Source organism: Gracilimonas halophila, assembly GCF_042684365.1.
In the GTDB taxonomy this organism is placed as follows: domain Bacteria; phylum Bacteroidota; class Rhodothermia; order Balneolales; family Balneolaceae; genus Gracilimonas; species Gracilimonas halophila.
In genome coordinates this window covers 303089-318296 of the sequence record NZ_JBHULI010000002.1, presented here as the reverse complement: position 1 = coordinate 318296, position 15208 = coordinate 303089, and the positions used below count along the sequence as shown (strand labels likewise).

Annotated in this window: 15 protein-coding genes; 8 read left to right on the top strand and 7 right to left on the bottom strand. The window is 42.1% G+C overall.

Going from position 1 to position 15208, the window contains the following annotated elements; genetic code table 11:
* Positions 1 to 41: 41 nt before the first annotated feature.
* Together yajC and ribB are read left to right on the top strand one after the other, a co-directional pair.
* Positions 42 to 359, top strand: a complete 318-nt coding sequence (yajC, locus tag ACFSVN_RS02585) for a preprotein translocase subunit YajC (protein WP_390298163.1) — start codon at positions 42 to 44, stop codon at positions 357 to 359.
* A 47-nt stretch (positions 360 to 406) separates the two neighbouring features.
* Complete coding sequence (ribB, locus tag ACFSVN_RS02580; protein ID WP_390298160.1) at positions 407 to 1597, top strand: 3,4-dihydroxy-2-butanone-4-phosphate synthase; 1191 nt, start codon at positions 407 to 409, stop codon at positions 1595 to 1597.
* Between the two features lie 23 nt (positions 1598 to 1620).
* Here ribB and ACFSVN_RS02575 read toward each other — a convergent pair whose 3' ends face one another.
* From ACFSVN_RS02575 to ileS, 3 genes are read right to left on the bottom strand one after another with little or no spacing between them, the layout of a single operon-like run.
* Positions 1621 to 2202 (bottom strand): signal peptidase II, encoded by a 582-nt coding sequence (locus tag ACFSVN_RS02575; protein WP_390298157.1) that lies wholly within the window; start codon positions 2200 to 2202, stop codon positions 1621 to 1623.
* Positions 2203 to 2211: 9 nt separating this feature from the next.
* Entirely contained in the window at positions 2212 to 2613 is a 402-nt protein-coding gene (locus ACFSVN_RS02570; protein ID WP_390298155.1) for a TraR/DksA family transcriptional regulator, read from the bottom strand.
* A gap of 10 nt (positions 2614 to 2623) precedes the next feature.
* A complete protein-coding gene (gene ileS / locus ACFSVN_RS02565) occupies positions 2624 to 5782 on the bottom strand; it encodes an isoleucine--tRNA ligase (RefSeq protein ID WP_390298152.1) in 3159 nt (1052 codons plus the stop codon).
* A 188-nt stretch (positions 5783 to 5970) separates the two neighbouring features.
* Here ileS and ACFSVN_RS02560 point away from each other — a divergent pair, with 188 nt between their 5' ends.
* Genes ACFSVN_RS02560 through ACFSVN_RS02550 form a run of 3 tightly spaced genes read left to right on the top strand, consistent with a single transcriptional unit; the run spans position 5971 to position 8079 of the window.
* Complete coding sequence (locus tag ACFSVN_RS02560) at positions 5971 to 6483, top strand: low molecular weight protein-tyrosine-phosphatase (RefSeq protein ID WP_390298149.1); 513 nt, start codon at positions 5971 to 5973, stop codon at positions 6481 to 6483.
* Positions 6484 to 6488: 5 nt separating this feature from the next.
* Positions 6489 to 7343, top strand: a complete 855-nt coding sequence (locus tag ACFSVN_RS02555; RefSeq protein ID WP_390298146.1) for a fructosamine kinase family protein — start codon at positions 6489 to 6491, stop codon at positions 7341 to 7343.
* On the top strand, positions 7336 to 8079 hold the full coding sequence (locus ACFSVN_RS02550; protein ID WP_390298143.1) for a helical backbone metal receptor: 744 nt from the start codon (positions 7336 to 7338) through the stop codon (positions 8077 to 8079). Before ACFSVN_RS02555 ends, ACFSVN_RS02550 begins: the two co-directional genes overlap by 8 nt.
* A 4-nt stretch (positions 8080 to 8083) precedes the next feature.
* On the opposite strand, the gene ACFSVN_RS02545 is transcribed toward ACFSVN_RS02550, so the two are convergent.
* Complete coding sequence (locus ACFSVN_RS02545; RefSeq protein WP_390298141.1) at positions 8084 to 8347, bottom strand: hypothetical protein; 264 nt, start codon at positions 8345 to 8347, stop codon at positions 8084 to 8086.
* Positions 8348 to 8482: 135 nt separating this feature from the next.
* Here ACFSVN_RS02545 and ACFSVN_RS02540 point away from each other — a divergent pair, with 135 nt between their 5' ends.
* Positions 8483 to 8884: a response regulator gene (locus ACFSVN_RS02540; protein WP_390298138.1), complete on the top strand. Its 402-nt coding sequence runs from the start codon at positions 8483 to 8485 to the stop codon at positions 8882 to 8884.
* A 102-nt stretch (positions 8885 to 8986) separates the two neighbouring features.
* Here the strand turns inward: ACFSVN_RS02540 and ACFSVN_RS02535 are convergent, their stop codons facing one another.
* Genes ACFSVN_RS02535 through ACFSVN_RS02525 form a run of 3 tightly spaced genes read right to left on the bottom strand, consistent with a single transcriptional unit; the run spans position 8987 to position 12170 of the window.
* Positions 8987 to 10006, bottom strand: a complete 1020-nt coding sequence (locus ACFSVN_RS02535; RefSeq protein ID WP_390298135.1) for a YhdH/YhfP family quinone oxidoreductase — start codon at positions 10004 to 10006, stop codon at positions 8987 to 8989.
* Positions 9982 to 11349, bottom strand: a complete 1368-nt coding sequence (locus tag ACFSVN_RS02530; RefSeq protein ID WP_390298132.1) for an aldehyde dehydrogenase — start codon at positions 11347 to 11349, stop codon at positions 9982 to 9984. Before ACFSVN_RS02530 ends, ACFSVN_RS02535 begins: the two co-directional genes overlap by 25 nt.
* On the bottom strand, positions 11349 to 12170 hold the full coding sequence (locus ACFSVN_RS02525) for an SDR family oxidoreductase (RefSeq protein WP_390298129.1): 822 nt from the start codon (positions 12168 to 12170) through the stop codon (positions 11349 to 11351). The genes ACFSVN_RS02530 and ACFSVN_RS02525 overlap by 1 nt, the downstream gene beginning before the upstream one ends.
* Positions 12171 to 12284: 114 nt before the next feature.
* On the opposite strand from ACFSVN_RS02525, the gene ACFSVN_RS02520 reads away from it, so the two are divergent.
* Positions 12285 to 13367: a Kelch repeat-containing protein gene (locus ACFSVN_RS02520; protein WP_390298126.1), complete on the top strand. Its 1083-nt coding sequence runs from the start codon at positions 12285 to 12287 to the stop codon at positions 13365 to 13367.
* Positions 13368 to 13485: 118 nt separating this feature from the next.
* Positions 13486 to 15138 carry a M28 family peptidase gene (locus ACFSVN_RS02515; protein ID WP_390298123.1) on the top strand — a complete coding sequence of 551 codons (1653 nt, stop codon included), beginning with the start codon at positions 13486 to 13488 and terminating at the stop codon, positions 15136 to 15138.
* The last annotated feature ends 70 nt before the right edge of the window (positions 15139 to 15208 follow it).

Sequence of the window (15208 nt, the reverse complement as noted above, 5' to 3'; positions counted from 1 at the left end):
CTTTTGCCCGCAAAAACATAATCGCACACTAATTAATACTTATGCAATTTCTACCTCTATTTTTTATGGGAGCTCCCGGTGACGAAAGCGCCGGAATTATCAACCTTGTTTTTCTTGGAGCGATCTTCCTTGTATTCTATCTCTTTATAATCCGTCCGCAGAGTAAGCGGCAAAAAGAGATCCAGCAAATGGTCTCTGATATGAAAAAAGGGGATAAGATCGTTACTTCATCCGGAATCATCGGTATTCTTGACAAGATCGAAGAAACGGAAGTTTTGGTTGACGTAGACAGTGGCACCAAGATACGCATGTTAAAGTCTGCTATCACCGATGTAAATCCTAATAAAAAGGATAAATAATTTATAAAGCTGCTCTGATATTCTGCAGCGCAAAGTGAAGTAAAGCTATGAGTCAGGATTTCCACTTCAATACCATTACCGAGGCCATTGAAGATATCAAACATGGTAAAATGGTTATTGTGGTTGACGATGAAGACCGGGAAAATGAAGGAGATTTCCTGATGGCGGCCGAGATGGTTTCCAAAGATGCCATCAACCTTATGGTGACACATGGTCGCGGACTCGTTTGCGCTCCTATAACAAAGGAAAAAGCCGACAAGCTTAAACTCCGGCATATGGTGCAGGAAGGAGCTGATCCGGATGAAGCCAATTTCACCATTTCGATCGATCATAAGCGTCAAACCACTACCGGGATTTCTGCGCAGGATCGTGCCAACACCATTCGTGAACTAGCCAGTGACGATTCCAAACCCGTTGACTTCCGGCGTCCTGGTCACGTATTTCCACTGTTGGCTGTAGAAGGCGGCGTTCTTCGCCGCGCCGGGCATACTGAAGCTGCCATTGATCTTGCACGCCTTGCCGGGCTAAAGCCGGTGGGAATCATTTGTGAGATCATGAAAGAAGACGGTGAAATGGCCCGCGTCCCCGAGCTCATCAAGATGGCGGAAGAGTTTGAGATGAAGATCATCACTATCAAGGATCTCATCGCTTACCGGAATGAAAATGAGACACTCGTTGAAGAAGTGATGGATGTTAACCTTCCAACCATGTATGGTGATTTCAGCCTTCGAGCCTTCAAAGAAAAACTGACCGGCGATATTCATCTTGCCCTTACAAAAGGCAGTTGGACCAAAGAGGAACCGGTACTTACCCGCGTTCATTCATCCGACCTGATCGGAGATATTTTTGGGGCCCGCAATAAAGACACCAGTGAACAGCTTCATCAGGCTATGCTTCAGGTAGAGCGGGAAGGAAAAGGTGTGGTTCTGTATATGAACCGAAATCAGCGTGGTTCGGTTTTGGTAAACCAGCTTAAAACCCTGAAAGCCTTACAACAGGGGAAAGTTTCTGAGAATGAAGAAGATATAAGTCCCCGAGGGGATACCCGGGATTATGGAGTTGGCGCCCAGATCCTGCGATCACTTGGCATCCGCAAGCTAAAGCTGATGACGAATAACCCTGTCAAGAGAATCGGGATCAAAAGTTTTGGGCTGGAGATCGTAGATCAGGTACCTATTGATCATAACTTCGACTTTTCTACGCAAAAGTATCCGTTTGAGGGAGAAGAGAATAGTTAGTTTGTTTGTACTAACTACTATTCCTAATTCAAAGTACTATCAGTCTTTACTTCAGATTCCGTTACGGATTCTTCTGTTTCTGATTCCCCATTCTGCGTAATAAAAAACCTGCGATTAAAGATCAGGATAAAGATAATAGAGCAGGAAATAGCAACATCGGCCACGTTAAAGATATAAGGAAAGACCGTCCAGTCTCCAATTTGAAGAGAAAAATAAATGAAGTCGACTACATGACCTTCCAACACCCCGCCATAGTCCATGATCAAACCCATAAAAAGGCGATCAGAAATATTTCCGAATGCTCCGCCAATGATCAGCCCCATACAGAATAAGTACCCTATGGTAGCTTCCTCAATATTTTTGATGATATAGAATAAAATCCCAGATACCGCCAAAATGGCGATAACGCTTATCACAGGGGTAGAAAACACATCGATCCCCAGTGCCATACCCGGATTTTTGGTATAGTAAAATTGCAACCACCCTTCTATTAGGACTTTATTTTGCAACTCAGGCGAAGTTCGGATAAGCCACTTTGTGAGCTGGTCTAAAGCCAGCACAATAAATGCAGGCACAAAAATGGCCGTCAGCTTTTGTTTGTTCAAAGCGTGGAGTTACCTGCGTTTTAGTTTGGCATCAATGCTTAACTGCGTATGTGGCACAGCTTCCAATCGACCTTTAGCGATCTTTTTTCCTGTTACTTTGCAAACGCCATAGGTTTTGTTATCAATACGCTTGAGGGCATCATCCAGATACTTCACGAACTTCTTGGTTCGGTTAAAAAGCATATAGGTTTTTTCGCGCTCCTGAGCATCAGTACCGGCATCCGCCATGTGATAAGAATAAGCAGATTCATTCGAAGCATTTTCCATACTTTCACGCAGCGTACGTTGTAAAGCATTTACTTCTTCTTCTGCTTCTTCCATCTTTTTGATGATTATGTCGCGGAAATATTCCAATTCTTCATCAGTATATGGAGATACTCTTTCGTCCTTTTTTGATTCTTCAGTAGACATAGCTGCTTAGTTATGAATTAATATTTCTTCGGATGGAGATAGTGCACTCTTCATCACTAATTTCCCATTTCTTAGTAAAGTCGGAAACTTCCAACTCCGTAATTTGAATTTCTTCTGCCAGTGTTTCCTTCTTAATATAATCACTCATGGAAACAACAGCTTCCTTAATTGCATCAGACCCTGTGAAGCCGATAGCAATACGGTCGGTTACTTCAAAGTTAGCTTCCTTTCTCATATTTTGCACACGATTTACAAATTCCCGGGCAATTCCTTCCTGAATCAGATCTTCACTTAAAGCAGTATCCACTGCAACACTGAGTCCTTTTTCAGTTTCAACCGTCCAGCCTTCCAGCCCGGTACGAACTATTTCGAGTCCCTCAGAATCGATACGAATAGTTTCATCTTCTACATCGAGATCGATCCATCCATTTTTCTCAAACTGAGTGATCTCTTCGGTGCTGAGCTTAGCTACTTTTGCTGCAACAGCTTTCATCTTTGGGCCTAATCGTTTACCTAATACCGGATAGTTTGGCTTCGCTGATTTCTCCACGATTCCTGAATCATCATCCACAAACTGAATGTCCTTAACATTCACTTCTTCCAAAATGATATCCCGAACCGACTCAATAGCCTGTCGTTCACTTTCATCTTTTATAGGAAGAATGATTCTCCCTAAGGGCTGACGAACGTTCATCTCTATCTGGTTACGAACTCGCAATACAATATAGGAGATAAGCCGCGCCATTTCCATCTTATGCTCAAGCGCTTTGTTTATGGCCGTCTCCTCTACCGTTGGAAAGAATGCCAAATGAACAGACTCTTCTTCTTGCTGGGTCACAGAATTTAGTTTTTGATACAGCCATTCGCCAATAAACGGAGCGATCGGACTGATCATTTTACTAAGATTACTCAGGCATTCATACAAGGTTTGGTATGCAGCTGTCTTATCAAGTGTATTTCCTTCTTTCCAGAAACGGCGACGATTTCGACGAACGTACCAGTTACTTAATTCCTCTACAAAGTTTTCCAACTCACGGGCAGCTTTAGTTGGCTCATAATCTTCAAGATATTCTTCCACAACTTTTACGGTACTGTTGAGGCGTGAGATCACCCACTTATCAATTTCCGGACGATCTGCGATCGGTATCGCTGTTCCTGAGAAGTTGAATCCATCAATATTCGCATACATGGCGAAGAAAGAGTAAGTGTTAACAATGGTGTTAAAAAACTTACGCTGGACTTCTTTGAGTCCGTCTATACTGAATTTCAGGTTTTCCCATGGCGAGGAATTACTCATCATATACCAGCGAACGGTATCGGCTCCGAACTCCTGTATCACCTCAAAAGGATCTACCGTGTTTCCTTTTGATTTACTCATTTTCTCGCCGTTCTCATCAAGTACAAGCCCGTTGGAAACTACATTCTTATAGGCTTCTTCATTGAACAACATGGTACCTAAGGCATGTAAGGTATAAAACCATCCACGGGTCTGATCCACTCCCTCAGCTATAAAATCTGCCGGATAGTTCACCTGGAAATCATGATCATTATCATACGGATAGTGCCACTGAGCGAAAGGCATCGCTCCGGAATCAAACCAAACATCGAGCAAATCCGGAATACGGCGCATAGTTCCGCCATCAGGCGCTTCCCATGTGATATCATCTATGAACGGGCGATGGAGATCGATCTCAGCATCTTCATCCAGTCCGGCTTTTTCGCGAAGCTTATCCATACTTCCGATACATTCCACATACTCAGGGTCTTTATCACTTACCCAAATCGGGATCGGTGTTCCCCAATAACGCTGACGGGATACGGCCCAATCCACGTTATTCTCGAGCCATGTTCCAAAACGACCTGAACCGGTACTTTCCGGCTTCCAGTTAATTTTCTTATTCAACTCCACCATTCGATCTTTCATCTTGGTGGTTTCAATAAACCAGGACTCTACAGGGTAAGACATAAGCGGAGTGCCTTTACGCCAGTCAAAAGGATAGTTGTGAACCATAGTCTCATGCTTATACATGCGGTTCTTCTCCTTGATAGCTTTTGAAATTTCTTTGTCGGCCTCCTTAAACCACTGTCCTTCAAAATCCGGGGCCTTGTCTGTAAACTTTCCGTCCCGATCTATCGGGTTAAACATTGGAATCCCGGCTTTCTGGCATGATTCGTAGTCATCGGCACCAAAAGCCGGTGCAGTATGAACCACCCCGGTTCCGTCTTCTGTGGTCACATAATCAGCCGGGATCACTTTCCAGGCTTCGGTTTTGTCAAATTCTTTAAGAGCGTAGTCAAAGATCGGTTCGTAGGTTCTGTGAAGCAGCTGCGAACCTTTCATCTCTTCTTCAATGATATAGTCCTCGCCAAGCACATCTTCTACACAATCTTTGACCATGATAAAGGTCTCATCGAAATGAGCAACTTTCACATAGTCCAGATTTGGATTTACGGCAATGGCCATATTCGAAACTACTGTCCATGGTGTGGTTGTCCAGGCCAGGAAGTAGGTATTTTCTTCTCCATCAACTTTAAATTTAAAATAGATGGAAGGGTCCTGAGTTTCCTTATAACCCAAGCTCACTTCATGGGAAGAAAGAACCGTTCCGCTACCCGGGGAATACCATTGGATCTTGTATCCTTTATACACCAAGCCTTTATTGTAAAGCTTATTAAAAGCCCACCAGACTGATTCTATATAGTTATTCTCAAATGTAACATAAGGGTCGTCCTGATCTACCCAGTAACCCATGCGAGAGGTGAGTTCATCCCACAGATCCTTATATTTAAGTACACTCTTACGGCATGCAGCATTATATTTTTCTATACCATACTCTTCAACTTGCTCACGACCTTCGAGCCCTAACGCTTTTTCAACTTCAATTTCTACCGGAAGTCCGTGCGTGTCCCAACCTGCTTTTCTCTCTACTTTGAAACCTTTGAGCGTCTTATATCGGCAGAACATATCCTTAACCGTTCTGGCCATCACATGGTGGATACCCGGCTTACCGTTAGCAGTAGGTGGGCCTTCATAAAAAGTAAAAGGAATCCCATCCTCACGGGTTTTGAGACTTTTATCAAAAATCTTGTGCTCCTTCCACCAATTCAGAATTTCGACTTCTGATTTCGGAAAACTTACTTGCTTAATCTCTTCGAATTTTTTTGTCATAAAAAACTTAGTTCCGCGAATAGTTTTAAGCCTCAAATATACAAAATATCAGGGAAAAGCATGTACAACCTTCAACCAAAAAATCTGGAACTTGACGCTAAGGCTCAGTCGTTATACTATCAGTGTTCCATTAAAATTGAAATGATCCATAAAATTGCCAATCATCATCTCTAAACATCTTTTAAAACGTGAGCAACTCATATTTAAGACCTATCAGTAAAGAAGACCCTTATAAGCTTGTATTTGTATGCCTTGGAAATATTTGCCGAAGCCCAACCGCAGAAGGTCTTTTTATCCATAAGGTTAACCAAAAAGGACTCGATAATTATTTCTACATAGACTCTGCGGGAACGGCCGCTTATCATGTGGGTGAATCAGCCAACAGTAAAAGTCAGGCTACAGCTAATAAACATGGTGTACACCTGCCTTCAAAAGCCCGAAAATTTGAGTATGCTGACCTTGAGGAGTTTGACCTGATTCTGGCTATGGATTCTGAGAACTTATCAAATATCAAAGAGTTAGACCGAAAAAATAAGTTCTCCGAAAAAATTAAAATGATGCGCGAGTTTGATCCCGAACCCGGTAATGGGGAGGTTCCCGATCCATATTATGGAGGTCAGGAAGGGTTTGAGAATGTTTTCCGCGTTCTGGACCGAAGTACACAAGCGCTTCTCAACGAATTGAATTCTTTTATTAAGTAATAATTATGCTTTCTGAGAACATTCAGACCACTTTAGAATCCCAACTCAACGACAAGATTGTATCAAAAGAATCCGTCCATGGTGGTGATATCAATCATGCCCATAAACTTACTTTTGATTCAGGAAATATTGCTTTTCTGAAGTGGAATGAGAATCCTCAAGAAACTATGTTCAAAGCCGAAGCAAAAGGGCTGAATTTGTTACGTAAATCTGATACAAACCTTGTTATCCCCAGAGCCTTGGCCATATCTGATGAATATCTTCTTTTAGAATGGATAGAAGAAGGGGGAGGAAAGCCTGACTCTTCTTATAAATTTGGTGTTGAGTTAGCCAAACTTCATTGTACGTCTAACTCCTACTTTGGTCTTGATCATGATAATTTTATCGGGAAACTGAAGCAATCAAATACGAATCATTCCAACTGGCCTGATTTCTTTGCCCTTGAGCGCATAGAGCCGCAGATCAAATTGGGGGTTGAGTCCGGGAAATTGACTCGCTCACTATTTCGAGATGTAGAGCACCTTTATAAAAATCTGGGTTCTATTTTCCCACAGGAGCAACCGGCTTTGCTTCACGGAGATCTGTGGGGTGGAAACTTTATGTTTACCAAATCAGGAGTAGCAAGTATCTATGACCCTGCCGTTTATTACGGGCATCGGGAAATGGACCTTGCAATGACGCGGCTCTTTGGTGGATTTTCCGCAGATTTCTACAACGGATATAATGAACAATTTCCAGTTGAGCCCGGTTTTGAAGAACGGATAAGCCTTTGCAACTTATACCCCATACTCGTTCATGCCAATTTGTTTGGCGGAAGTTATTGTCGCCAGGCGGAAAGTATTATTAAAAACTATGTCTGAATTCCCTTATAAGCGAATCGTTTCACTCGTTCCAAGCTTAACCGAGCTATTGATCGACCTTGGATTAAAAGGTCAGCTTATCGGGCGTACACGTTTCTGCATCCACCCGGAAGATGATGTTGAAGATATTGAGATTGTAGGGGGTACAAAAAAACCTGATCTCGAGAAGATCATTGAACTTAAGCCTGATTTCATTCTCGCCAACAAAGAGGAAAATCGTAAAGAAGACATTGAGGTATTACAGGCCTATACTCACGTACAGGTTACAGATATTGAGTCGGTGGAAGATGCATTACTTGAGATCAGTTCATTGGGTATTACACTTGGGGTTAATAATAAAGCTCAAAAACTTGTATCCAAGGCCACAAAATTACTTTCTGAGATTCCCAGTGAGCGCGAACTTTCCGTGGCCTACTTCATCTGGAAAGATCCCTGGATGACCGTGGGCAAAGACACCTATATTCATCACGTACTGGAACGATATCATTTAAAAAATGTATATGGCGATCAAACCCGATACCCTAAAACCACGTTAAAAGAACTGGAATCCAAGAACCCGGATCTTATTCTATTGAGCAGTGAACCCTATCCTTTTAAAGAGAAACACATACAAGAGATAAAAGAAGCATGTCCTGTTGCCAAAATAGAATTGGTAAATGGAGAATGGTTCAGCTGGTATGGTTCCAGGATGTCCAAAGCTTTTAACGCTTTAAATACCTGGAGAAGCAAACTCTGAATTGTTAGCAGATCTTCCCCTTTTCGGGATCAATGTAGCATCCGTCTCCGCTTAGCGATCGCTGCCAATTTAATTCTGCGGTAAGTTCAATCATCCATTCCTCGATCTCCTCTTCAGTTTTATAAACAATCCCATCCTCAACGATATAAGGTAATCCAGCTTCATTTTCGGCATGAATTTCCCTCTTGAAAGCGATCACGAGATCCTCGAGCCTGCTTTCCAACTTATCGGAATTTATGTGATCCTTTTTTTTGTGAAGAGTGATCATAGATATTATTCTGATTTTGCAGCTTCAGCTTACAACTTTTGTTCTTTTGATTGCAATAATTACAGATATTCATTGGTTAATATTAAAAAATCTTAATATGTTGATGTTAAGGAATTTTAATATTTAAGAGGCACTATGGGACCTTCAAAAAGGGTAATGATAGTTGAGGATGATCCGCTTCTTTCCATCGTTGAAGCAAAAATGATAGAAAAGCTTGGCTACACCGTTGTTGGCAAAGCCAAAAGCGGGGAGGAAGCACTGGAAAAATTTGACGAGTTGAATCCTGAGGTTTTGGTTATAGACATTCAACTCGCAGGTAAACTGAATGGGATTGAAACGGTGGAAAAACTAAGGGAACTATACTCTAATATCCCTGTCATTTTCTTATCAGGAGATAACTCTTCTTCCATCCTGAAAAAAGCAGAAACAGTAGACTACATTGACTTCCTATTAAAGCCAGTATCAAGTAACGAATTGTCCGGTACCTTACAGAAAGCCGTAGAGAAAAACGAAATGCTTTCTCAAAATGCCGCTTAAAAATGAACTAGATCAAACAAATACCCATAACTCACATAAAGTAGTTTGACCGCTGCTTTATGATTATTCAAAGCCTGCTATTATTCCCAATAGCAGGCTTTTTTATTTGTGTTCTACTACTACTCTTCCGGCTTGCTTTCCTTCCAGGATCCGGTCTATCTCTTTTATCAAATCCCCCAGTTGTACCATTTTTGAAAATTTCTCAGGCAATTTCTTATGATCAATATTCGCAATGGTATCCCAGATCTTAAGTCTCATCGGCATTTTACAAATGGCTGAATCAATACCAAGTAAACTCACCCCCCTCAAAATAAATGGATAAATATTGGTCGTAAGTTTATGGCCTAAAATATTCCCACAACAAGCAACAGCTCCATCATGATTGGTCTGCCGGATCACCGCATCCAGCATTTCCCCACCCACGGTTTCTATGGCACCATTCCACTCACGGCTTAGCAGAAAATTGCTATCTACATTTGTGATCTCATCCCGGTGAATGACTTCATCTGCTCCAAGCTCTTTCAGAAACTCTACCTTATGCATTTTGCCGGTAGCAGCTATTACTTCATAACCAAGTTCAGATAGAAAGAATACAGCAAGCGATCCTACCCCACCCGTAGCTCCGGTCACTAAAACCTTGCCCTCATTCGGTAAGATCAGTTCACGCTCCAAACGCTTTATACCATACATTGCCGTAAAACCAGCGGTTCCATAATTCATCGCTGTTTTCAAGTCCAGGCCGTCCGGCAAAGCAACCACCCAATCTTTAGGTACGCGGATCATAGCTCCAAAACCGCCCGGCGTATTTGATCCTAGATCCCGGCCGGTTACTACTACTTTCTGTCCTTTTTCAAATGTTTTGCTTTCGTCTTTAACTACAACTCCTGAGGCATCAATACCGGGAATATGAGGATAATTTCGGGTCACCCCTTTATTACCAGAAGCCGAAAGACCATCCTTATAATTAAGAGAGGAAAATTGAACCTGCACCTGCACTTCATGATCAGGCAAAAATGACATAGGAACATCTTTCACTTCTCCCCGGAAGTTTCCTTTTGATGTTTCTTCAACATAAAATGCTTTGAAGGTCTCTGTACTCATTTCAGAATTTTTTTTATCCATTTTAGCTTTCCTTTGTAAGGAGCATACCGAAATGGGATATCCAACCAAAGCGGCTTTTTCATGATCCCTTTGAAGTGGGAAAAGGTATCAAAGCTTTTCTTTCCGTGGTATGCTCCCATTCCACTTTTACCCACTCCGCCAAAAGGTAAATGGTGATTCCCAAGATGTGCAACCACATCATTAACAGCACCGCTCCCAAATGAACATTTCTCTACGATCCGGTCTTCTGTTTCTTTCTCCCTGGTGAATACATATAGTGCCAGCGGCTTAGGCTTTGAGTTGATGAGATCAATGGCTTCCCCAATATCATTAAATGTGATAATCGGCACAATGGGGCCAAATATTTCTTCCTCCATCACCGGTGCACGCTCTTTAATATCAGTCAAAATTGTTGGTTCTATATAACATTCCTCTTGATCCGTTTTACCGCCGTAGTATATTTCGCCATCTGATAAATATGAAACGAGCCTTCCAAAATGGTCTTCATTAACGATACGAGGGTAATCGGGACTTAACTTCGCATTCACACCATAAAAGGAGCGAATGGATTCTTTGAGATATTCCAAAAATTTATCTTTAACGGAAGCCTTAACCATTATATAATCAGGAGCTACACAAGTTTGTCCTGCGTTTAAAAACTTACCCCATGCAATACGTTTAGCAGCTGTTTCAAGATCCGCGGTATCATCAACAATGCAAGGACTTTTACCACCAAGTTCCAAAGTCACTGGGGTTAGGTTTTTAGAGGCCGCCTCCATCACAATCTTACCAACACGACTACTACCTGTAAAAAAAATATGGTCAAAATCTTCTGACAACAGTGCTTGATTGGTCTCAACTCCACCCTCAACAATTGCGATAAATTCTTCCTTAAACCACTTGCTCATCAAACGGCTTAAAACTGATGTAGTATGTGGAGTGAGTTCAGAGGGTTTCACCACTACGGTGTTCCCCGCTGCAATGGCTCCTACTAACGGTAAAAGGGCTAACTGGATCGGGTAATTCCATGGGGCTATGACCAGGACGGCTCCATAGGGTTCAGCGATGGTATAGTTTGATGAGGGAAAATTTATCCACGTCCCTTTCAATCGTTTTGGTTTTGCCCAATTTTTTAAATTCCTAATGGTGTAACTGATCTCATTATGAAGGATGCCGAGCTCAGTGGCATAGGTCTCAAGTTCCGGTTTTTTAAAATCAGCATATACTGCCTCAAAGAGCTCATCTTCATGTTCACTCAATAACTTCTTCAAAGTTTGAAGCTGGTGAATTCTAAACTCAACCGACTTTGTGGCTCCTGACCGAAAATAGGTTCTCTGTTTTTCCAGTAATCTTGCTGTGTCCATCAATCTTTATTTTTCCTTCCTATAAATGAATCCATTGAACCATATACCCCAAAGATCTTACCGGCTACAAAGTCATAGACCTTCGCGGGCAAAATTCCACGGATAAAAGGAGTTAGCTTCACCATAAATGGTTCTCTGAGGCGTGCTTTTCCGCGTTCAACAGCATCAAGTATTTTTGTTGTGATGTCATCCGGGTCCAAAAGCGGCATGAGCAGAGGGGCTGTTACTCCCGCAAACATTCCGGTATTTATATAGCTTGGCATAACAGTTAGAACCTTAACAGACGATCCGGTTTTCTCAAGCTCAAGGTTTAATGATTCTGACCAGCCCACGGCTGCCCATTTACTGGCCGCATAAACCGTCATCCCGGGGTTTGGCGTTAAGCCTGCTGCTGAGGCAATGTTAATGATATAGCCGTCTCCATGCTTTTTCATGGAAGGAAGGAATGCCCGAGCTACATACATCATTCCAAGGCTGTTCACATCCATAGTTTTCTTAATACTTTCCATGGAATGTTCTTCAAAATTTTTACCGGCTACAATGCCCGCATTATTGAAGATTATATCTACCCGGCCGTGCTCTTCGAGAACTTTTTCTGTCATTTTTAGAACACGCTGGTGATCACTTACATCGACAACGTCAGTACTAAGTGAATATCCTTTTCTGGTGAGCTTGGATGCAGCCTTTATCAAGGCCTCCTCATTAACATCCCAAATGATTAATTTTTCTGCACCTCTCTCAAGTGATTTTTGCCCCATTAACAATCCGATCCCACTCGCGCCACCGGTTATTAAAACAATTTTATTTTTAAAAGAGGACATATAAAAACCTTATATTTAAGACTTAAAAATAATTAAAAACTGAACACATTCTTTAAGCAAAATTTTCGTGTTCAGAGTAATTAACAAATAGACAATAAGTCCATTATTACACAAATGAAAAGAATATTATCACTTTTAACCCTTGTATTTTTTGTCGCATCCTGCCAGCAAACACCAAAGCAAGTTTCGCTGGACTGGTCAGAAGCAGAATCATTGCCCATGCCTGTTTCTAATAACGCTGTAACTTCAGCTACCATTGACGGGAAAGTATACCTTTATACCTTTCTAGGTTTGGAAGAAGGCAAAACCCATGAAGATGTTACTGATTTTGCGGCTCGTTATGATGTTGAAAATGGTACTTGGGAAGAAATCCCCGGTGTGCCTGACGGGATCGGCAGACTTGCAAGTACTGCAGAATACGTAAACGGAAATATCTATATTTTTGGCGGCTATACGGTTGCTGAAGATGGATCTGAAGTATCAACTCAGGAAGTTTTCAAATATGATCCGGCAGCAAATTCTTATGAACGTGTTGCTAATATGTTGCTTCCCGTAGAAGATGCTGTATCTCTTGTATATCAAGACCGCTACATTTACTTAGTAAGTGGATGGAATAACACCAATAATGTTTCAAATGTACAGGTGTATGATACCGAAACAAATTCCTGGGAACATGCCACTCCGTATGCGGGACCTCCTGTTTTTGGTCATGCCGGTGGAATTGTTGGAAACACCATGATCTTGTCGGATGGCGTTCAAGCTATTGTGGATGAAGGCGAACGTATTTTTAAAATGTCACCCGGTAGTATCCGCGGTGAAATTAATACCGAGGACCCAACCGTTATTGACTGGACCAGAATTAGGCAGCATCCTGGAAATGCACGTTACAGAATGGCTGCCGTTGGCGTTGAAAGCCCTGTTGAAATGGTCGTCTTTGTTGGAGGAACCGATAACCCGTACAACTACAACGGAATTGGTTACAACCTTAAACCATCTTTCCCGGATAGCAATGTACTTGCCTACCGCCTTGATACTAACGAATGGGTTGAATTAGGCACCCAGCCTACCCCAAGTATGGATCACCGCGGTGTAGCTAAAGCCGGAAATGATTTTTATATCATTGGTGGCATCCTTGACAATCAGCAAGTAACTGATATGGTACAAAGTTTTAGTATTGAGCTGGAAGCTGCTAACTAAGCTTTTTTCAGACATCATTTTTTAAAAGCGAAAGGTGAATAACCTTTCGCTTTTTTTATTTCTTCCAGGTACATTATTTTATCCGGAGTTTCTTCCATTAACTTTTAAAAGCTGTTCAATGAAATCAGTCTTATCCCTCCTGATCTTTTCTCTTCTCTTTGTAAGCTGTAATCGATCTCCTGCTAACAAAGCAGCGAATAGCATTAACAAAGATTCTTTACTTCGGCATATTGAAACACTTTCCTCTGATGAGTTTCAAGGTCGCGCGACCGGCACAGCAGGAGAGCAAATGAGTGTAGACTATCTTGTAAACGAATTAGAAGCAATGGGTGTAGACCCCGCCGGAGAAAATGGTACATATATTCAAGAGTTTCCGCTATTGGGACAAACCACCTCCAATGCCCAAATGTCGGTTTCAACGGATGGACGGACTCCTTTTAACATTGAGTATTTTAATGAGTTCATGGCCTGGCCTGCTAATCAGGCAGAAGAAGTTGAGGTCAGAAATGCGGAATTAGTTTATGTAGGATATGGCATCCAGGCTCCGGAAGAAAATTGGGATGATTTTAAAGGAGTGGATGTTGAAGGGAAGGTCCTTGTGTTCAAAAACAGTGACCCCGCCTATGATGAAAACCTATTCGGAGGCACCGCCCGATTGTATTATGGCCGCTACGATTATAAATACGAAAAAGCCAAAGAACTCGGTGCTTTGGGCGCTATTATCATTCACACAGATGAAACCGCAGGATATGGTTGGAATGTAGTTTCAGGTGCCTGGAGCGGTGAAGGATTTTATTTAAAAAGTGGTGATGAAGGCTCTTCCTCTGAAACTGAATTCAATGGATGGATAACAGAACCCACCAGTCGGTTACTTTTTGAAGAAGCAGGACTCAATTTTGATGATCTTTTTGAAGCCGCAGACAGTCCTGATTTTGAACCTGTTGAGCTTACGGGAGTACGGATAAATGTGAGTATGGATGCTGATTATCGCGAGATCAACGGAAAAAACGTACTAGCTGAAGTAAAAGGAAACGACCCGGAATTGAATGATGAGTATCTGTTGCTTACCGCACACTTCGACCACCTTGGGGTTACCAATCCAATTGAAGGAGATTCTGTGAATAACGGCGCTTCTGATAATGCTGCAGGTGTCAGTGCCCTTCTTGAAATGATGGAAGCATACCAATCGGTCCAACCCATATTGAAACGAAGTGTACTCGCCGTGATCGTAAGTGCCGAGGAAGTGGGCTTACTTGGTTCTCAGTATTGGGCTGAAAACCCAACCGTTGATCCCGGCAAAGTGACTGCTAACATCAATCTCGATGGGATGAACGTATATGGCGAAACAAGAGATGTGGTAGTAGTAGGTTACGGGCGCACTTCCTTAAGCGAGCTTTTAGAGGAAGAAGCTGAAAAACAGGGCCGTACCGTAAAACCTGATCCCTATCCGGAGCGGGGCTATTTCTACCGATCTGATCATTTTAATATGGCAAAAGTTGGAATTCCTGCGATCTTCCCGAATCCCGGCACTGAATATATTGGCAAGGGTGAAAATTTTCTAGCCTTACGAGACAGTGTGGCCGATGCGAATTATCACACCGTTTCTGATGAGATCAATGAATTTTGGGACCTTAGCGGTGCAGAAATTGACACCCGGTTATTTTTCTTGACCGGATTCAGAGCCCTGAATGCCGAAGAACTTCAATCCTGGAAAAAAGGGGATGAATTTGAGGCTACAAGGTTGGAAATGCTGGAGCGCCTTGAAAATTAATTTTCAAGCACTTCAGAATAACTTCATAAACATTTTCTAACATGTCTTAACTATTGCTAACGTAATCTTA